The organism is Defluviitalea phaphyphila (assembly GCF_001466305.1).
Classification (GTDB): Bacteria; Bacillota; Clostridia; order Lachnospirales; family Defluviitaleaceae; genus Defluviitalea_A; species Defluviitalea_A phaphyphila.
The window spans coordinates 18553-38040 of the sequence record NZ_JWID01000016.1; the positions used below are offsets into that span (position 1 = coordinate 18553).

Sequence of the window (19488 nt, forward strand, 5' to 3'; positions counted from 1 at the left end):
GAGGAAAATGTAATGAAAAAGTTTAAAATTTCTGCTTTTTTATTAATTGTAATGCTTTCTATTTCTATACTTTCAGGTTGTAGTCAAAATAATGAAAAAGTGCTTAATGTCTACAACTGGGGAGATTATATTGATGAAAGCGTTTTAAAAGGATTTGAAGACGAATATGGTATTAAAGTTAACTATGATACCTATGCTACTAATGAAGATATGTATATTAAAATTAAGTCTGGTGGAAGTAGTTATGATGTTATCTTTCCTTCAGACTATATGATAGAAAGAATGATAAAAGAAAATCTTCTTCAAAAAATAGACCTTAATAATATTCCTAATTACGAACTAATAGATGAACAATTTAAAAATTTAGATTATGACCCTAATAATGAATATTCTGTTCCATATATGTGGGGAACTGTTGGAATTTTATATAATAAAACTATGGTAGATGAACCTGTGGATAGTTGGGATATCCTATGGGACGAAAAATATTCTGGACAAATATTAATGTTAGATAGCCAAAGAGATTCTATTGGTGTTGCTCTGAAAAAACTAGGATTTTCTCTAAATACTAGGGATGTAAATGAATTAGAACAAGCAAAACAAGCTCTTATAGAACAAAAACCCCTTGTTCTAGCTTATGTTGGAGATGAAGTTAAAGATAAAATGATAGGAGAAGAAGCTGCCCTAGCTGTTGTATGGTCTGGAGACGCTGTTGCTTGTAAACGTGAAAATCCAAACTTAGAATATGTAATCCCAAAAGAAGGTTCTAATCTTTGGTTTGATGCTATGGCAATTCCTGCTTCTGCACAAAATAAAGAAGCTGCTGAAATGTTTATAAACTATTTATGTGATACAGGCATTGCTTATAAAAATACAGACTATATAGGATACTCTACTCCACATACTAAAGCTAAAGAAATGCTTGATGAAGAATTACTAAATGATATAGCAGCATATCCTCAACCTGAAGATATATCTAATTGCGAAATCTTCTATGATTTAGGTGAGTTTATTACAGAATATGATAGAGTCTGGACAGAAATTATGGCCCAATAAAAAACACCCTTTTGTGGGTGTTTTTTTAAATTCCATTTTTTATCCACCTTTTTTCTAAAACCTTTACTAATACAGCAATACTAATAAACACAATAATATTAAATAAATAATTTTCTCCTATATTATAAAAAAAACTTTTAAGTCCTATTTTCCCCTGTAAAAAATCAATAAATCTTTTATAATCAAGTGTAGATGAATCATAATAAGCAAAAATTCTTAAACTTGTAGATTGCATTGAAATTATTATTCCTATGAACCAAACTATTAAATTAGTAAAAAAAGCTGCTAAAAAATTATGAAAAACAAATCCCCAAAAAGATACTGTAATACTATAAAAACTCATTATAGCCTCAATTTTTAAAAATACAATAAGAAAAAAATCAAATTTTCCAAAAGGTGCACATATTAATAGGGTTGATACAATCCCTCCCATTATAGTTCCTATTAGTATCATAAATACCTTTGATATATAATATCTTAATGCACTATAATTAAGAGACTTATAAAACATTATATTTTTTCCCTTATAATCAGTGTAAAATTGACTTATAATAATTGGAGAAAATATAAATATTGCAAATAAAGAATAAACTGAATAAGTAGCAGCCACAAAGTCTCCAAAAGTAAATTGAGGCATTTCATTTACAGTAACTAATAAAATATATCCAAAAAGTACATTTAACCCACCAAGTAATATCATTATAATAAAAAATCTATTTCCTATTCCTCTTTTTAATTCAATATTTACTTTATTCATTTTACTCACCTTTAATGTAATAGTTGATAATCTCTTCTTTAGATAGTCCTGAAATTATATTTTGATCTTCTATTAGATAATAATTTCCTTCCATATATTCAAGGTCCGATAAATTGTGAGTAATATTAATAGATGTAATATTACCTTGTTTTAAAAATGTATTTAAAAATTTATATATATCCATGCTTGTTTTTTTATCTAATGCATTAGTAAATTCATCTAATATAATTAATTCTGGTTCTTTTGAAAGGAAATACAAAAGTTTTAACTTTTGTTTTTGACCATCGCTTAAATTTTTAAGTCTATTATTTAAAGGTATATCCCCTATATTTAATAAATTAAACAAATAATCTACAGTTTCCTTCTTATATAATCTTCTAGTTAAATCCAAAATATCTTGTCCTAATAAATCAAGAGGTAAATTAGTATAACTTCCTATAGCTACAATAGATTTTGCATTAGTTTTTATTTCTCCTTTATAAGGGAATACTCCTAAAATAGACTTAGCAAAACAACTTTTCCCTACACCATTTTTCCCTAATAAATGATTAATAACTCCTGATTCAAATTTTATATTAACATTAGATAATAAAAGCTTATTTTTAACCTTTAAAGAATAATTATATAACTGCATATAATTCCCTCTTCCCTAAATTTTTCTCAACTATCATGAAATAAGACAATCTTTTAAACTCCGTTACTTATCCATTTTCTCTTTAAAATATTTACCAATGCTATACAAATAATCAATATAATAATGTTAAATAAATAATTTTCTCCTATATTAATAAAAATACTTTGAAAGGCTAGCTTATTCTTTAAGAATTTAATAAATTCTTGATAATCAAGGTTAATAGCATCATAATATGCAAAAAATCTTAAATTTTTAGATATTGCTGAAATTTGCATACCTATAATCCAAGCTGCTATACTCACACAAAAAGCTACTATAAAATTACTAAAAATAAATCCCAAGAAAGTCATTAAAATACTATAAAAAATCATCACCGCTTCAATTTTTAAAAATACAATAAAAAAAAGATTAAATTTTCCAAAAGGTACACATATTAATAATGTTGCTATAATACTGCCCATTATAGTTCCCATTATTACCATGAATACCTTCGATATATAATATCTTGATGTATTATAATTAAGCGCCTTATAAAACATTATATTCTTTTCCTTATAATCAGTATAAATTTGTTTTATAATAATTGGAGAAAATATAAATATTCCTAATTGAGTATAAACCGTATAAACACTTTCTACAAAATTCTGAAATGTAACTTTAGTTACTTCATCTAGTACTACTAATAAAACATATCCTAAAAAAACAGATAAAACATTAAGAAATAACATTATTAAAAAAAATTTATTTCTTATTCCTCTCTTTAATTCAATCTTCACTTTATCCCTCCAAATTATTTAGTCATTATTTTATTTTTTTGAAATTTTCATATTATACTATAATATATTTAAATATTTTTTTCAATATATTTGAAATTCATGTTTTTTAAAGTTTTTATTTATAATATATACAAAAAATACTCTATTTGTTTTTACATTATTTAAATAAGCATTATTAAACCCTATTAAGTCATATACTACTAATATAAATTTATTAAAGCGAGGGTGAAATATGCTTTTTAGGCGCTATCCTATAATGAGTCGGCAGTCTACTGGAAATTTAGTTGTAGATGTTTTCACAAAAAAACAAAAACAATTATTACCAGTCCCTGATGCAACTGTAATTATTAGAGAAAGAATAAGAGGAACAAGACAAGAACAGCCCGTAGAAATACTTAAAACTAATGAATCAGGAAAAACCCCTCCTATTTCTTTAAATACTCCACCTATAGACCTTTCCTTAGAACCTTCTCCCAATCAACCATACTCAACCTATGACATAGAAATACAAGCTCCTGGATATACTACATTATTAATAGAAGGTTCACAAATTTTTGCTGATACTACTGCTATTCAAAATGCAACCTTAGAACCTGAAAATACTGATATGAATAGACAACTAGAAGAAATACTTATTAATCCTCATACCCTATGGGGCTCTTATCCTCCCAAAATACCTGAAGACCCTATAAAACCTGAACCCCCTCCAACAGGATTTATTGTATTAGACGAACCGGTTATCCCTCAATTTGTAATAGTTCATGATGGGGTTCCTGATAATACTTCTGCTCCTAACTATACCGTGGGCTTTAAGGATTATATTAAGAATGTAGCTTCTAGTGAAATTTATCCCACTTGGCCAGAATCTACCATCAGAGCTAATATTCTTGCTATCTTATCCTTTACCTTAAATAGGGTCTTTACAGAATGGTATAGAGGGAAAGGATATGATTTTACTATTACCTCATCAACTGCCTATGACCATGCCTTTTCTTTTGGAAGAAATATATACGATTCCATTTCTCAAATTGTAGATGAAATATTTGTAAATTACATTAAACGTCCTGGATTTAGACAGCCTCTCTTAACTCAATACTGTGATGGAATTAAAGTAGAATGTCCCACTTGGATGACTCAATGGGGTTCAAAAAATTTAGGAGACCAAGGACTTGATTCCATAAGTATTCTTAGAAGTTATTATGGACAAAATATTTTTTTAGACACTGCAGTAAGAGTTGCAGGAATTCCTTCTTCTTATCCGGGATATAAACTAACTACAGGCTCTAGTGGTGCTCCTGTAAGAAAAATTCAAGAGCAACTTAACGCTATTTCTAATAATTTCCCTGCCATACCTAAAGTAAAAGTAGATGGAAATTATGGTGAGCAAACTGCTAATGCAGTTAAAACCTTTCAACAAATATTTAATTTAACTCCCGATGGAGTTGTAGGCCCTGCTACATGGTATAAAATATCCGATGTATATGTTGCCGTAACAAAGCTTGGAGAATTAATTTAAAAAATATTTATGTGACTTAAATCATATTAAAAAGCCATACTATATTTTATAATTTACTTAAACCTATTAACTAAGGAGGAATACAAATGGACGCTATTGACATGATGATGGAAGAACATAAGAATATTAAAAGAGCTTTAGTAGCTATAAGAAAATTATGTATAGAAATACTAGATAATAAAAAAGTAGATACAGAACTTTTTTATAATATAGTGGATTTTGTAAGAAATTATTCAGATAAACACCATCATAGTAAAGAAGAAACTATACTTTTTAAAAAAATGTCTGAAGAATTAGGAGAAAGAATTGCTAATGGTCCTATTTATGGAATGTTAGCAGAACATGACCTTGGAAGATTATATATGATGAATTTAGAAAATGCTCTAAAAGATTTTGAAGCAGGAAATTTAGACGCTAGAGTGGATATTATAGCCAATGCCATTAGCTATACTGATTTACTTAATAGACATATTGATAAAGAAGATACAGCTATATATATGTTTGCAAAAAAACGACTTTCTAACGAAAGTTTAGAGGAAATAAATAAAAAATGTAAAGAAGTAGAAGAAAAAGCAAAGGAAAATAATATTCAAAATAAATATATAAACTTTATAAATCATTTAGAAAAAATAACATCTAATTTATAACAAAAGAGGCTTAAAACCTCTTTTTTATTTCTTATATAGCCTTATCAATTATAAGTATACATCATATATTCTATCTATTAGACATATAGAAAAACTTATGTCATATTTTTATATTTAATGTTATAATACAAATACAAACTATATAAGGGGGTATTATATGAAATCATTAAAAGGAACAGAAACTGCTAAAAATTTATTAAAAGCTTTTGCTGGAGAATCACAAGCTAGAAATCGTTATACATATTATGCATCCATAGCAAGAAAAGAAGGTTATGTTCAAATCTCAAACATATTTACAGAAACTGCTGATAACGAAAAAGAACATGCAAAAAGATTTTTTAAATTCTTAAGTGCAGACCCTGAATTAAATAAAACAGCTTTAGAAATTACAGCAGACTATCCTATTGCTCTTGGTAATACTAAGGAAAATCTTCTTGCTGCTGCAGCAGGAGAAAATGAAGAATGGGATAAACTTTACCCTGCTTTTGCAGATGTAGCTGATAAAGAAGGCTTTACAGAAATAGCCACTGTTTTTAGAAAAATTGCAGAAGTAGAAAAAAGACATGAAACTAGATATAGAAAATTAGCAGCAAATATGGAAAATGGCACTGTTTTCAAAAAGGATGAAGTAGTACTATGGAAATGCAATAACTGTGGATATATCCATGAAGGATTAGAAGCTCCAAAAGTTTGCCCTGCTTGTGCTCACCCTCAAGCTCATTTTGAAGTATTTGTTGAAACCTATTAAAAAAGGGGCATTTGCCCCTTTAATATTTATATTATTTTTTTCTTATAAACTGAAAAGCATTAAGTAAGTTTAATTCTCCATATCCCCAAGTTTTATTGGGATAAACTATGGGTTCTCTTCTATTTGCTCCTCTAATAAGATAAGTTCTTACTTTTCTTGTTGTAAGAGTTGGGTCATTTTCTTTTATTATTCCCCATTCTAAAAGAAGAGCTGCTGCCCCTGCTGTTATAGCTGCTGCAACACTAGTTCCTGTCATTTTCCCATATCTTCCTCCAGGAAGTGGCCCTTCTACATTTACTCCGGGAGCTACTAAATCCGGCTTTATCTCATCATCTCTTGTTGATCCTCTGCCTGAAGCAGTATATAAACTATTGTCTATATAATCATAAGCTCCAACAGTAATTGTTCCTTCTCCTGTTCCTGGAACTGTCACAGTGGTTTCTGGAACTGCTCTTAAAAAAACAGTTTCCTTATCAATCCAGCCTTCCCTAGGAAGCCAAACATGATATCTTCCATCTACAATAAAATCTCCATGTAATGTTATAATCCAATTTCCCTCCGTTGGATTTTCAAAACGAAGCTTTGTTAGTTGATCTCCTGTTCTTGCTTCAGGATATATATAATCTACTTTTACCTTTGTTTTTTCTAATATAAAATTGATTTCTTCTTGTTCTCCAAACCTTGCAGGAATCCTTTCTATAAATTCTCCTGTAGGAGATATTATAGAAATTGACATCCTATCGGGGGCATTATTCCATATGGATAATATAAATCCTGTTTCTCTTTCTGCAACTCTAATTTCTATATCTTCTGTTTGACCATTAGCTAAGATTCCACTGGTATGATGAGCTTTATTAGCTTCATTTCCTGCACTTGTAATCATTACAACTCCTCTTCTTCCCCCCAACTCAGCCATATAACTTTCTACAAAAGAAGTTCCATCATGTCCTCCTTCATTACTTCCAATTCCTAAACTAATAACAATTGGCTTTCCTAGTGCTTTTGCTTTTTCAACCATATATTTTAATGCCGTAATTACATCCGTACTTTGGTAAACAGAAGTATCTTCTTCTCCTATTAAATTATAATCTCTAAGATATTTTTTTGCTGGTTTTAACTTTACAACTAAAAGCTCTGAATCAGGAGCTGCTCCTATAAATTCTTTATTTTCTCTATCATATCCTGCTGCTACTCCTGTTAAAAAGGTTCCATGCCCTACACTATCCACATGGGGAACTATCTCTCTTGGATTTTCACTTTTTAAAGCCTTATTTATATCCTCTTCTGTAAATTCTACTCCATATCCAAATCCTTCGGGTGAATTCCCTTCTAAAGTTTGATCCCATATACTTAAAATTCTTGTAGTATTATCTTCATACATAAATGCTGGATGGGTATAATCAATTCCTGAATCTATTACTCCAACTAATACTCCATTTCCCCTTAATTCTCCATAAGGATAATTATGAAATACTAATATATCTGATGCCTCTAAACTTTCTCTTCCATAATGTCCAAAAAGTAAGGGCGTTGAATACTGTACTACTTCTTCCGTATTTTTAAAAAATTCTTTTTCTATACCCTTAGGTATTTGCAAAATAGCATTATTTTCGTTAATAATAAATACATTGGCTGCTCCATTTCTTATAGCTGCTTTTTCTATATTCCCCTCATACTCAACTATATAATCAAAATATTCTTCTGATATAATTGCTTCTTTATTTAGCATAGTTTCATTTGCTTCTTGTCTTTTTAAGCTTTCTTCCATAGAATTTTCCCCCCTTAAATCATTAAAAACATTAGCTAAGCATAAACTCCCATATCCCCAAGAAAATTGAGGATAATTTAAAAACGGTCGATTTCTTCTTGCTCCCTTTCTAAGGTAAGATTTTAATTTTTCTCCATATAAAAAAGGGGCATTTCCTTTTACTATTCCCCATTCCATAAGTAATGCCACTGCTCCTGTCACATGGGGAGCTGCCATACTAGTTCCACTTAAGGTTTCATATCCTCCCCCTATAAAAGGTGCTGTAATATTAACTCCTGGGGCTACTAAATCAGGTTTAATAAATCTATTTCTTCTTGTATATCCTCTTCCAGAAAAAGGAGCAATCTGATTCGTTGTTCCATTATATGCTCCTATACTAATCATTCGTTCTGCTGTTGCTGGGATTGTTATTGTATGCTCTAAAGTAGGTTCTAAAAAAACCGTATCCCTTCCTATTTCTTCAGTAATAGGCATCCATATATCATATATGCCTTCAACTATATTTTCTCCATATAAAATAAGTTCCCATATCCCATTATCTATAAATTGTTCATTAGAATTAAGTACAATAAATATTTCCTCATCTCCGTTTAAAGGAGAAGGGCTACCAAAATAAGATACTATCTCCGTATTTCCTAAATTATTTATTTGTATTCCTTCTTTTGATGAAATTAATCCTGTACTTTCTCCACTAGGAGAAGTTATAGAAAATTTTATGGTATCTACAAAAGACTTCCATAAAGTTAAAGCTAATTCTCTTTTCCCCTTATCAACTATAAACTGTATACTTTTTTCTTCTCCTTCTTTTAATATTCCCCCTACATGATGTCCTGTATCTCCTTCATTTCCAGTTGCAACAATAATATTAGTCTTCCATCTATTAGCCATTTCATCCATATAGGTTTCTACTATGGAATTTCCATCATGAGATCCTTCATTAGTTCCAAAGCTAATATTAATTGCAATGGGTCTTTTTAACTCTTCTCCCTTTTCCACCACATATTTTACTGCCCTCATAAGCTCTGTTGTTCTTGGAAAAGAGTTTGTTCCCTTTCTTCCTAATTTTACAATGATATATTCTGCTTCTGGAGCAACCCCTATATATTTTCCTCTACTTCCTCTTCCATTCCCCCCTGCTATTCCTGCTACATGCGTTCCATGTCCTATTAAATCTCTATGAGGAACTTTTGCTATTCGTTCAACTAATGTTGGTAGTTTCAAAGCCTCATCTATATCTTCTTTAGTAAATTCTACTCCTTCTGCAAATCCTTCTGGAGGATTACCCTCTAAAGTTTGGTCCCATATATAAAGTATACGGCTACTTCCATCTTCCTTAATAAAATCAGGATGAGAATAATCTATTCCCGAATCTATAATTCCTAAAAGTACACCTTCTCCCTTTAAATTATAAGGAGGTCTATTAACACTTGTAATGCAAGATTCCCTTAAACTATTATCTAAAAATAATTCTAATCTTTTAGGTCTTTCAATATATTCTATCTGAGGATAGTTAATTAATTGTGTTATCTTATTTTCTTCTAAAGTTAAAATCCCATATCCTTGGGTTAATATTTCTACTTCTGCTCCTAATTCTTTTCCTATTATATTTAAATCTCCATTATATTTTACAATAACTTCCCATTTCTTAGTTTCGTCATTAAATCCTGCCTGAAGATTTTTTATTTTTTCTTTATCTTCTTCATCCATATTAATTATTAACTGTAATGCACTATCTATCTTTTTATCATAAGCCATAACCTTCCTCCTTTATAAAAATGTCATGCTTATGGTTTTTTCTTAAAAATAAAATAGAGAAATATGTATAACATATTTCTCTTATATATCTATGCAATATTTAATTAATTCTTTCTTCTAACCAATCTAATATATCTGACATAATTTCTTCTCTTTCTGGCTCATGAATTAATTCATGATAGCAATTTTCATATAATTTTAAAGTTTTATCTTCTGATTTTATTTTATTGTATATTTCCGAAGTTCTATGATAAGGAATTATTCTATCCGCCTTTCCATGAAGAAAAAGACATGGAATATCATAATTTTCTGCATTATCTTGTACCCAAGACATACCTTTATATAAGAACTCACTTAATAAACTAACAGTTGAATATCTAAGATCAAAAGGATTTTTCTTAAATTCTGATACATATTTTATGTTCCTAGACACCCTTTTTCCCTTAATTATATTATATATTTTGGCTTTTGGAATAGTTTTCCCTAAAATTTCATAAAGTTTTGTTGGCACTCTATATAATCCCCAAGGGGCTCCTAGAGCTGGGCCTGAAAAGATTTGTCCTTTAATATTATCTTTTTTATAAATAAGAGCATAGGCAAAACTAATAAGACCTCCCATACTATGTCCAAAGGTAAAAATAGGGGTATTAGGATGTTCTTTTTTTATTATAGAAACTAATTCATGAAAATCTGATGTAAATTCAAAAAAAGAATCTATATGCCCCCTTACTCCTTCTGATCGTCCATGACTTCTATGGTCTATCCCATATACTCCATATTTATTTTTAATTAAAAAGTTAGCAAGTTCTGTATAATGTCCTGAATGTTCTCCATATCCATGACTAATCAAAATAATTGCTTTAGGGTCAAAGGGTACATCTTTTATATAAAAAATACGAAGATTATCAGAATTTATAAAATATTTATAAAGTAAATTCATAAATACACTCCTATATATATTTACTTTTTCTTTCAGTCAATATTCTATCTATTAATCTACTAGCTTCTGATTTAGTCAATGTATCTATGTCCTTATCTAGTTCTATTTTATACATTCTAATAAGACTTAAAAGATATTTCTTTTGTTTTTGAGTAATCATTTCTTGTTTTGGTGGTTTCCATGCCATATTTTTAGCTTTAAAAGCCGACTGATCTAGATCATAAAAATCTCTTTTTAAATATTTAAAAAGTTTATAAGTTGCTTCTGCATCATGAATTGCTCTATGAGCATTTTTTAAATCTATACCATAATGCTGACAAAGAGCTCCTAAACTTCTGCTGGGAAGATTTGATAAAAATTTTTTTGCTATAGATAAAGTATCAAAAGCCTTTTTATTAAAAGAATACCCCAGTTTAACACATTTAGCTTTTATAAATCGATAATCAAAGGAAATATTATGTCCTAAAATATAATCTGTATCACAAAAAGATAAAAACTCTGGAAGCACTTTCTCAATACTAGGATATTCTTGCACCATATCATTAGTTATCCCTGTTATTTCTGTAATGAAATTTGGTATGGGTACATTAGGATTAACCATTTGATGATATTTTGAACTAATCTTTCCATCTTTTATTTTTATAGCTCCAATTTCTATAATATGATCTGATACTGGATTACATCCTGTAGTTTCTAAATCAAAAACAACTAAATTTTTTATATTATTCTCCTTCATAATAATACCTTTCTAAAATTTATTATATGTATTTATATATTTATTTTATCAAAAAAATAAATAATGGGAAACTAACTTCCCATTATTTCTATTGATATATCAATTTAAATTTATCATAATCTGATAAAATCTAAAAAATATGTAATACTATCATAAAGATATGATATCTATTTAAAGTTATTATTTAAAACATTTATTATATTCTTAAATCTCATAATTATATTTATTTCTTTTAATAAAAGATTTATTACTTAATTTTTTATAATTTTTAACATGATAAATTTAATTTTTTATTTTATCTTTCATTTATAGGTATATACGGTTTTCTCTTAGCTACACTTTTAAAAGCCGGACGAACAATCTTTCCTGAATTCACTAATTCTTCAATTCTATGAGCACTCCATCCAGCTACTCTAGCAATTGCAAAAAGAGGAGTATATAATTCTTCTGGAATACCTAGCATATCGTATACTAGTCCAGAATAAAAATCTACATTAGCACAAACTCCTTTATACATTTTACGTTCTTTAGCAATAATTTCTGGTGCTAATTTTTCTACTGTTTCATATAAATTAAATTCTTCTTCATATCCTTTTTGTTTTGCTAATTTCTTCGCATATCCTTTTAAAATTTCAGCTCTAGGATCAGAAATAGAATATACCGCATGCCCTATACCATAAATAAGACCTGACCTATCAAAAGCTTCTTTTTTCACTATTTTTTCAAGATAACTTTTAACTTCATCTTCATTATTCCAATTTTTAACATTTTCTTTTATATCTTGAAACATATGCCTTACTTTAATATTAGCTCCTCCATGTTTTGGTCCTTTTAAAGAAGCTATAGCCGCTGCAATAGTTGAATATGTATCAGTCCCTGTTGAAGTTACTACATGGGTAGTAAAAGAAGAATTATTTCCTCCTCCATGTTCTGCATGAAGAACTAAGGATAAATCAAGTAAAGTAGCTTCTAATCTAGTGTATTTAGAATCTGGACGAAGCATATGAAGAATATTTTCTGCAATACTTAACTCTGGCTTAGGACTATGTATTACTAAACTTTGATTAAGATATCTATGTACATATGATTGATATCCATATACAGCTATTAAAGGAAGTCTTGCAATTAATTCCATACTTTGTCTTAAAACATTTTCTATGGATATATCATCTGGATTTTCATCACAACTATATAAACTAATGGTGCCTCTAGCCAAAGTATTCATAATATCTTTACTAGGAATATGTAAAATTACTTTTTGAATAAAATCTTCTTTTAATTTTTGAGCATTGGCTATGAATTTCTTAAATTCTTCAAGTTCATCCTCATTGGGTAAAGTCCCACAAAGAAGTAAGTATGCAACTTCTTCAAATCCATACCTTTCTTCTTTTAAAAATCCTTTTGTTATATCATGAATATCAATTCCTCTGTAAATTAAACGTCCTGGAACAGGTACTACTTCATTTTCATCAATAATATATGCATGCACTTCTCCTATTTCTGTTAATCCTGCAAGTACTCCTTTTCCATTAATATCTCTAAGTCCTCTTTTTACTTCATATTTTACATACAGTTCAGGATTAATATAATTTTGTTCCTTTGCTTTCGAACTCAGTTTTTTGATAAACGCATTTTTTTCTTCTGACGAAAAATTAATATCTACCATTTATACGCCTCCTTTATATTTAAAATTTGTAATATTATTTTTTAAATTATAAAATTTGGTTATAAAATGATAAATATAATTAGTAAATTTTTATAGCATTAGACGATATATATTAATAACATCTTTTTCATCTAATTTTACAAAGCCACCAATAGTTCCATTTCTTGTTCCACTATAACATGCTTTATGTGCCATTTTAGGGATATCTTCCTCTTTAGCTCCTAATTCTTTAAAATTAGAAGGCATTCCTATGGATTTAAAAAATCTTTTTAGAGCTTCTATCCCTTCCCTAGCTGTATTTTCAGGGTTTGCAAAATCCATTTGACATCCCCAAACCCTTACTGCTAATTGTGCAAATCTATTTATATCATGTTTCATATTGTAAGTCATCCATGCTGGAAATACCACTGCAAGCCCTGCACCATGAGCACAGTCATACAAAGCTGATAATTCATGTTCTATATTATGACTAGCCCAATCTTGTACTCTTCCAACTCCACATAAATTATTATGAGCAAGCATTCCAGCCCACATAATGTTTGCCCGTGCTTCATAATTATTAGGGTCTTTCATTACACGGGGAGCTTCATGAATCATTGTAAGAAGTAATCCTTCTATCAGTCTATCAGTCACTTCAACATCCTTAGTTGTAGTAAAATAGCGTTCAAGTAAATGTGCCATTATATCTACTATTCCACAAGCTGTTTGATATGGAGGAACAGTTTGAGATAAAACTGGATTTAAAATTGAAAAAACAGGTCTTAAAACTTCTGCTTTAGTTCCTCTTTTATACATACCATTTTCATTTGTTATAACAGAATTAGGTGACCCTTCACTTCCAGCAGCTGCAATAGTTAAAACCGTTCCAACAGGTAAAGCTTTTTCAATAGGTTTTCCTTCATAAAAATCCCAAAAATCTCCTTCATACAAAGTTCCTGCTGCTATTGCTTTAGCTGAATCAATAACACTTCCTCCTCCAACGGCAAGAATAAAATCAACTTTTTCCTTTTTACATAAATCAATTCCTTCATAAACTAATCCACTTCTAGGATTTGGTTTTACTCCTCCAAGTTCTATGTACTCTATTTCTTCTTCATCTAAAGAAACTTTTATCCTATCAAGAAGACCAGAACGTATTACAGAACCTCCACCATAATGAATTAAAACTTTATTTCCACCAAAACGTTTAACATATTTTCCCGTATCTTTTTCAGTATTTTTACCAAAAATAAAATAAGTAGGACTATAAAAAGTAAAATTATCCATTAATACTTCCTCCCCTCTAAGATTATCATAATAACTATATAACTTAATTATATAAAATAAAATCATGTATTTCAATGAGAAAACTATATTATAAAATAGAACCTATATCTATTAAATTTGTTGAAGTATCATATATTATTTCTAAATCTCGTTGTTGGATAAATCTTTTCATTTTTTCATAGTCAGGATGTCTAGTAATATCCCCAGAAAAATATATTTTATTTTTTATTCTTCCACCACATCCTCCTATAAATCCATATTTTTGACCAGGTAATAAGATAAATCCTGGCTTAATTAGACATACATCTATTTTATACTTAAAAACAGTTTTAGCTATCCCTACATCAGAAGTAATAATACTATTATCATCTATAGGAAGAGCTGAACATCTAGTATATCCTTGTTTTACATGTATAAGTTTTTTATTTAATTTTTTCATATCTTCTAAAATAATAGGAGAAGTATATTTTAAATTATGAATAAAATATTTCCCTAAATTTACAGCATTAAATGCTACTGTATTAGGATAATTATATCCTAATTGATTTTCTAAAACTTCTATTTGTAATGTATTATCCTCTAATTCATACTTAATACATTCATATTGTTCCTTTGCAATATAAATTTTTTTATCTCCTTTAAAAAGAAATATATCAGGATGATGATTTATACTTTCATAAACAACATTAATAGGTCTTATTTCTATAATTTTTCCTACTTTATTTAATGTATTTTTTATATTATCTGAAGCATTTTGGGATATGAATATCATCTAAAATTTTGCCTCCACTTTCAAAAATCAAACTATTTATTTTATCATTTTTTCTAAATTCTATAGGAAGTCCCTTATTTTTTATAAACTCTTTATATTTTCTTTTATGACCTATAAGGCTTTGATATAATTTTTGATTAGCATAAATAGTGATTGGTCTTTTTCCATTTTCATTATATATTTTTAAAATATACTCATTAAGCATTTTTTCTTCTACTAGCTGTCTAAAAGCCGGATGATAAGGACCTGCTACTATTCCCTTTCCTATATTTACTTCTTCTGTTGCTTGTAATCCTACACGAAGTACTGTTATATTAGCATCGTAAAATAAAGGAAGTATCTTGCTTGTCCATTCAATAGCTTCATCAAGGCTTAAAGGGTTATATAATCCCTTATAGTACATAGTTTCAAGTTCAGTATCTTTCATTATTACAGTGGGATAAATTCTTGTAGTATCAGGTTTCATAAGAACTATTTTTTTAGCTGTATTTATACTTTTTTCTAAGGTATCTTTAGGAAGCCCTATCATCATCTGAAGTCCTAATTCTATATTTGTTTTCTTGATGTACGCTACAGCCTTATACACATCTTCTACTTTATGATTTCTTTTACTTTCTAATAATACCTCTTCATCTAAGGACTGCACTCCTAATTCTACTGCTTTAACAGGATATTTTAATAAAAAATCTAATATTTCTTCATTAATATAGTCTGGTCTTGTTGATATTCTAATTCCTTCTAAATCATATTTTTCTATATATTCTTTTGCTATTTCTAAATAATGTTTTTGAAGATTTATATGAATTCCCGTGAAACTTCCTCCAAAAAAAGCAATTTCTACTATTTTATCTCCCTTAAAATCTTCTAAATAATTTTCTATATAATTTCTTATTTTCTTTTCATCAAAACTTTCTCTTACTCCTGTTATTCTTTTTTGATTACAAAATACACAATCATTAGGACATCCTTGGTGAGATACAAAAATTGGTATAATCATTTTCTTTTTCATTAAATTCACCTATTCTATATTTATGCTTTTAAATTTTATAAAAACACCTCAAATTGTAATTTTATAACAATTCGAGGTGTTTTATAATAAAACATTTATAAATCCTCTTTATATTGTTTATCTATTTTTCTATGTGTAAAGGTTTTTATTTTATTTGCATAATCTCCTACGATATGTCCGTGTCCTATAAGTTTATATTTGTATATTAAAAGTCCATCTAAACCAACAGGCCCTCTAGCATGAATTTTATTAGTACTAATGCCTACTTCTGCTCCAAAGCCATATCTAAAGCCATCACTAAATCTCGTAGAACAATTTAAAAATACATTTCCTGAATCTACAAGATTCATAAATAAAGCAGCATTAGCTTTATTTTTAGTAATAATTGCATCTGTATGCCCAGAACCATAAGTATTAATATGTTCAATAGCTTCTTCTATATTCGATACTACTTTAATTGATAATTTATAATCTAAATACTCAGTTTTCCAATCTTCTTCTGTAGCTAATTCTACATCTATAATTTCTCTTGTTTTTTTACATCCTACTAATTCAACTTTCTTTTTATCTAATTCATTTTTTAACTTTGGAAGAAACACTGAAGCTATATCTTTATGTACTAAAAGAGTTTCTGTTGCATTACATACGGAAACATATTGAGTTTTTGAATCAACTACAATATCAACTGCCATATTTATATCAGCATCAGAATCCACATAGCAGTGACAAATTCCATCTGCATGTCCTAACACTGGAATATTAGAATTATCCATAATATATTTAACAAATTCATTAGATCCTCTAGGTATAATAAGATCTATATGTTTATCCATTTTTAACATTTCATTTACATCATCCCTAGTTTCAAGAAGCCAAATCCATCCAAAAGGAATTCCTACTTTTTCAGTAGCATCTTTTATAATATTCCATAAAATTTTATTAGTATTTTTAGCTTCACTTCCCCCTTTTAGTAATACAGCATTCCCACTTTTTAAACATAGAGTTGATATTTGAACTAATGCATCTGGTCTTGATTCAAAAATTACTCCAATTACTCCAATAGGGCAACTAACCCGATATAATTCTAACCCTTCATCTAATTCTGTAGCAGCTAAAGTTTTATTTACAGGATCAGGTAAATTTATAAGACTTTTTATACCCTGTATTACATCTTCAATTTTACTTTCATCAAATTTTAATCTTTTTAATAAAGGTTTTGCAAGATTTTCTTTTTCACTAACTTTCAGGTCTTCTTTATTAGCCATTACTATTTCTTCTTTTCTACTTTCTAGAGCTTTCGCTATTTCTTCTAAAGCTTTATTCTTTAGTTCTGAATTTATAATCCCTAGTTTAATAGAAGCTTTCTTAGCTTCTACTGCCATATCCTGAATATTCATAAAATCACCCATTTCCCATGCTTTTTTATTATAATACTATATGATGTATTTTTATGCAATTGTAAATGGACTCTTTTAATCAAATAATTATTTTATTCCTATCTATAATATAAAATTAACAACTACTGTTTTCTATAAAATTGCCTTTTTTTATTAAATCTTCTTCTGACATTTTATATATGGCATCTATTATGTTAACTTTTAAGCTTCCTATCCCTTCATCTTTATTTAATTTATTATATCCTATTTCTCCAGCGATTCCCATAAAAATTACTCCTCCTAGAGCTGATATAATATAATCATCTTCTACTCCAGCAAAAGAAGCAATTAGAGAAGTACACATACATCCTGTTCCTGTTATTTTAGACATCATTTCATTTCCATTTTTTGTTACATATAAATTTTCTCCATCTGTTACAATATCTATATATCCTGTAATAGCAACAACTGTATTAAAAGTTTTTGCAAATTTTTTTGCAAATTTTTGTACATTCTTCAAATCTTCTTGTTTTTTTAAAATAATTTCAGAGGAATCTACTCCCTTAGTTTTTGTATCTACTCCAAATAATGACTTAATCTCTGATAAATTTCCCCTTACTATAGATATTTTTATCTGTTTAAGTATTTCCCTGGCAATATTTGTCCTATATGAAGTAGCTCCTACTCCCACAGGGTCTAAAATAATAGGAATATTTAATTCATTGGCTCTTTTCCCTGCTAAAATCATGGCTTCTACTGTTCTACTACTTAATGTTCCTAAATTAATGACCAAAGAATTTGCTAAGGATACCATATCTCTAACTTCATTAATATCATCTGCCATAACAGGAGAAGCTCCTATAGCTAAGGTAATATTAGCACAATCATTAGCTGTTACATAATTTGTAATATGATGTATTAAGGGTTTTTTATATTTTATTTCATATAAAGCTTTTGAGATTTTTTTATAGATTTCCAAATTAAACCCTCCCTATATTGTTTATAAATCTTTTTTTATATAACCTATTTTAGAAAAATCCATAATTTTAATAATAATATAAGATATTATACTTCCACCTATAGTACTTATTGAAAAAGGTGCTATAAAAAATAGACTTGTAACATCATTTCCTATTATAAATTTAGCTATTGGATAAGCTAAAATACCACCTATTATTCCTGTACCAAATACTTCTCCTGTAACTGCCAGTATAGGAATATTGGTTTTCTTATATATAAGTCCAGCCAGTAAAGCTCCTATCATACTTCCAGGAAAAGCTAATAAACTTCCAGTTCCTAAAATATTTCTAAGTAAAGATATAGAAAATGCCACTGCTACACTATAACTAGGGCCAAGGATAATCGCTGTTAAAACATTAATTGTATGTTGAACAGGAAAACATTTTGAAGCTCCTATAGGTATAAAAATAACATTACCTGCTATTACTCCTATGGCAATAAATATTGCTGATAAAGAAATTTTTTTAGCCTTCATAATTTTCTCCCTTCGTTTCATTAAAAAAACACAAGCCGCAGGCTTGTGTTTTCTTATAATAAACATACTAAATAAATAACATATAAGTTAACACTTCCTACGCTGGTATTACCCAGTTCAGGTACTTAGGGTCAAAGAATTTCGGTTCTTACTCTCAGCCGGCCTTTTCCGGCTCCCCTGTGTTAATTATTAAACTTTATATAATAATATCATAATATAATTTAAAATACAATTAAAAGATTGTTACAGTATTGAAGCAACGTAATAATTAGGTAAATATTTTATATTAAATCTCGATGGTCTTAAATTCTTACCTTCATATATTACATCAATCTTTACTTTAATATTCTTTCCTTCTTTAAGTGCCTTCGTCTATTGATTTTCTATTTTTTATACTCGCTTAAATTTACTTTTAATGTAGAGAGATTTTAAATAATTCTACCTCAACTATTGACTGAATTTTAAATTGTTCTTTAGTAAACCTTTTACTTCTAATATAACTCTAAATCTATATTTTCTAGATCTACATCTTTAATTGTAACGTCGTACATGTTTTTTACATTTGTATCTG

Annotated in this window: 17 protein-coding genes and 1 riboswitch; of the genes, 4 read left to right on the forward strand and 13 right to left on the reverse strand. The window is 28.5% G+C overall.

Features of this window, described 5'->3' with window-relative positions; all coding sequences use genetic code 11:
* Window positions 1-12: 12 nt before the first annotated feature.
* Entirely contained in the window at window positions 13-1056 is a 1044-nt protein-coding gene (locus OM90_RS09520) for an ABC transporter substrate-binding protein (protein ID WP_058486653.1), read from the forward strand.
* Window positions 1057-1081: 25 nt separating this feature from the next.
* On the opposite strand, the gene OM90_RS09525 is transcribed toward OM90_RS09520, so the two are convergent.
* The 3 genes from OM90_RS09525 to OM90_RS09535 are packed head-to-tail and all read right to left on the reverse strand — an operon-like array spanning window position 1082 to window position 3223.
* A complete protein-coding gene (locus tag OM90_RS09525) occupies window positions 1082-1813 on the reverse strand; it encodes an ABC transporter permease (protein ID WP_058486654.1) in 732 nt (243 codons plus the stop codon).
* Between the two features lies 1 nt (window position 1814).
* A complete protein-coding gene (locus OM90_RS09530; RefSeq protein WP_058486655.1) occupies window positions 1815-2447 on the reverse strand; it encodes an ATP-binding cassette domain-containing protein in 633 nt (210 codons plus the stop codon).
* Window positions 2448-2500: 53 nt separating this feature from the next.
* The gene (locus OM90_RS09535) at window positions 2501-3223 is read right to left on the reverse strand and encodes an ABC transporter permease (RefSeq protein ID WP_058486656.1); all 723 of its coding nucleotides are present in this window, start codon (window positions 3221-3223) and stop codon (window positions 2501-2503) included.
* A gap of 232 nt (window positions 3224-3455) precedes the next feature.
* Between OM90_RS09535 and OM90_RS09540 the strand changes: the two genes are divergently transcribed.
* The 3 genes from OM90_RS09540 to rbr all read left to right on the forward strand — a co-directional run bounded on the left by OM90_RS09540 (window position 3456) and on the right by rbr (window position 6134).
* Complete coding sequence (locus OM90_RS09540) at window positions 3456-4739, forward strand: peptidoglycan-binding protein (protein ID WP_064505526.1); 1284 nt, start codon at window positions 3456-3458, stop codon at window positions 4737-4739.
* Window positions 4740-4825: 86 nt separating this feature from the next.
* On the forward strand, window positions 4826-5386 hold the full coding sequence (locus tag OM90_RS09545; protein WP_058486657.1) for a hemerythrin domain-containing protein: 561 nt from the start codon (window positions 4826-4828) through the stop codon (window positions 5384-5386).
* A 157-nt stretch (window positions 5387-5543) separates the two neighbouring features.
* On the forward strand, window positions 5544-6134 hold the full coding sequence (rbr, locus tag OM90_RS09550; protein ID WP_058486658.1) for a rubrerythrin: 591 nt from the start codon (window positions 5544-5546) through the stop codon (window positions 6132-6134).
* 31 nt (window positions 6135-6165) lie between these two features.
* On the opposite strand, the gene OM90_RS13325 is transcribed toward rbr, so the two are convergent.
* The 10 genes from OM90_RS13325 to thiW all read right to left on the reverse strand — a co-directional run bounded on the left by OM90_RS13325 (window position 6166) and on the right by thiW (window position 18917).
* Window positions 6166-9657: a S8 family peptidase gene (locus tag OM90_RS13325; protein ID WP_058486659.1), complete on the reverse strand. Its 3492-nt coding sequence runs from the start codon at window positions 9655-9657 to the stop codon at window positions 6166-6168.
* Between the two features lie 100 nt (window positions 9658-9757).
* Window positions 9758-10597 carry an alpha/beta hydrolase gene (locus OM90_RS09560; protein WP_058486660.1) on the reverse strand — a complete coding sequence of 280 codons (840 nt, stop codon included), beginning with the start codon at window positions 10595-10597 and terminating at the stop codon, window positions 9758-9760.
* 10 nt (window positions 10598-10607) lie between these two features.
* Complete coding sequence (locus OM90_RS09565; protein WP_058486661.1) at window positions 10608-11333, reverse strand: 3'-5' exonuclease; 726 nt, start codon at window positions 11331-11333, stop codon at window positions 10608-10610.
* A 295-nt stretch (window positions 11334-11628) separates the two neighbouring features.
* Window positions 11629-12999: a citrate/2-methylcitrate synthase gene (locus tag OM90_RS09570; protein WP_058486662.1), complete on the reverse strand. Its 1371-nt coding sequence runs from the start codon at window positions 12997-12999 to the stop codon at window positions 11629-11631.
* 90 nt (window positions 13000-13089) lie between these two features.
* Window positions 13090-14265, reverse strand: a complete 1176-nt coding sequence (locus OM90_RS09575; RefSeq protein ID WP_058486663.1) for an iron-containing alcohol dehydrogenase — start codon at window positions 14263-14265, stop codon at window positions 13090-13092.
* Between the two features lie 88 nt (window positions 14266-14353).
* Window positions 14354-15037: a DUF6873 family GME fold protein gene (locus tag OM90_RS09580; protein ID WP_058486664.1), complete on the reverse strand. Its 684-nt coding sequence runs from the start codon at window positions 15035-15037 to the stop codon at window positions 14354-14356.
* Window positions 15006-16046, reverse strand: a complete 1041-nt coding sequence (locus OM90_RS09585; RefSeq protein WP_058486665.1) for an elongator complex protein 3 — start codon at window positions 16044-16046, stop codon at window positions 15006-15008. The genes OM90_RS09580 and OM90_RS09585 overlap by 32 nt, the downstream gene beginning before the upstream one ends.
* A 95-nt stretch (window positions 16047-16141) precedes the next feature.
* On the reverse strand, window positions 16142-17443 hold the full coding sequence (locus tag OM90_RS09590; protein ID WP_058486666.1) for a glutamate-5-semialdehyde dehydrogenase: 1302 nt from the start codon (window positions 17441-17443) through the stop codon (window positions 16142-16144).
* 115 nt (window positions 17444-17558) lie between these two features.
* Complete coding sequence (gene thiM / locus OM90_RS09595; RefSeq protein ID WP_058486667.1) at window positions 17559-18401, reverse strand: hydroxyethylthiazole kinase; 843 nt, start codon at window positions 18399-18401, stop codon at window positions 17559-17561.
* 21 nt (window positions 18402-18422) lie between these two features.
* Window positions 18423-18917, reverse strand: a complete 495-nt coding sequence (gene thiW, locus OM90_RS09600) for an energy coupling factor transporter S component ThiW (RefSeq protein WP_058486668.1) — start codon at window positions 18915-18917, stop codon at window positions 18423-18425.
* Window positions 18918-18994: 77 nt separating this feature from the next.
* Window positions 18995-19106, reverse strand: a riboswitch (TPP riboswitch).
* Between the last annotated feature and the right edge of the window lie 382 nt (window positions 19107-19488).

Coding starts and splice junctions, on each gene's coding strand:
- OM90_RS09520 (WP_058486653.1), top strand. CDS start 13: ATGAAAAAGTTTAAAATTTCTGCTTTTTTATTAATTGTAATGCTTTCT.
- OM90_RS09525 (WP_058486654.1), bottom strand. CDS start 1,813: ATGAATAAAGTAAATATTGAATTAAAAAGAGGAATAGGAAATAGATTT.
- OM90_RS09530 (WP_058486655.1), bottom strand. CDS start 2,447: ATGCAGTTATATAATTATTCTTTAAAGGTTAAAAATAAGCTTTTATTA.
- OM90_RS09540 (WP_064505526.1), top strand. CDS start 3,456: ATGCTTTTTAGGCGCTATCCTATAATGAGTCGGCAGTCTACTGGAAAT.
- OM90_RS09545 (WP_058486657.1), top strand. CDS start 4,826: ATGGACGCTATTGACATGATGATGGAAGAACATAAGAATATTAAAAGA.
- rbr (WP_058486658.1), top strand. CDS start 5,544: ATGAAATCATTAAAAGGAACAGAAACTGCTAAAAATTTATTAAAAGCT.
- OM90_RS13325 (WP_058486659.1), bottom strand. CDS start 9,657: ATGGCTTATGATAAAAAGATAGATAGTGCATTACAGTTAATAATTAAT.
- OM90_RS09560 (WP_058486660.1), bottom strand. CDS start 10,597: ATGAATTTACTTTATAAATATTTTATAAATTCTGATAATCTTCGTATT.
- OM90_RS09565 (WP_058486661.1), bottom strand. CDS start 11,333: ATGAAGGAGAATAATATAAAAAATTTAGTTGTTTTTGATTTAGAAACT.
- OM90_RS09570 (WP_058486662.1), bottom strand. CDS start 12,999: ATGGTAGATATTAATTTTTCGTCAGAAGAAAAAAATGCGTTTATCAAA.
- OM90_RS09575 (WP_058486663.1), bottom strand. CDS start 14,265: ATGGATAATTTTACTTTTTATAGTCCTACTTATTTTATTTTTGGTAAA.
- OM90_RS09580 (WP_058486664.1), bottom strand. CDS start 15,037: ATGATATTCATATCCCAAAATGCTTCAGATAATATAAAAAATACATTA.
- OM90_RS09585 (WP_058486665.1), bottom strand. CDS start 16,046: ATGAAAAAGAAAATGATTATACCAATTTTTGTATCTCACCAAGGATGT.
- OM90_RS09590 (WP_058486666.1), bottom strand. CDS start 17,443: ATGAATATTCAGGATATGGCAGTAGAAGCTAAGAAAGCTTCTATTAAA.
- thiW (WP_058486668.1), bottom strand. CDS start 18,917: ATGAAGGCTAAAAAAATTTCTTTATCAGCAATATTTATTGCCATAGGA.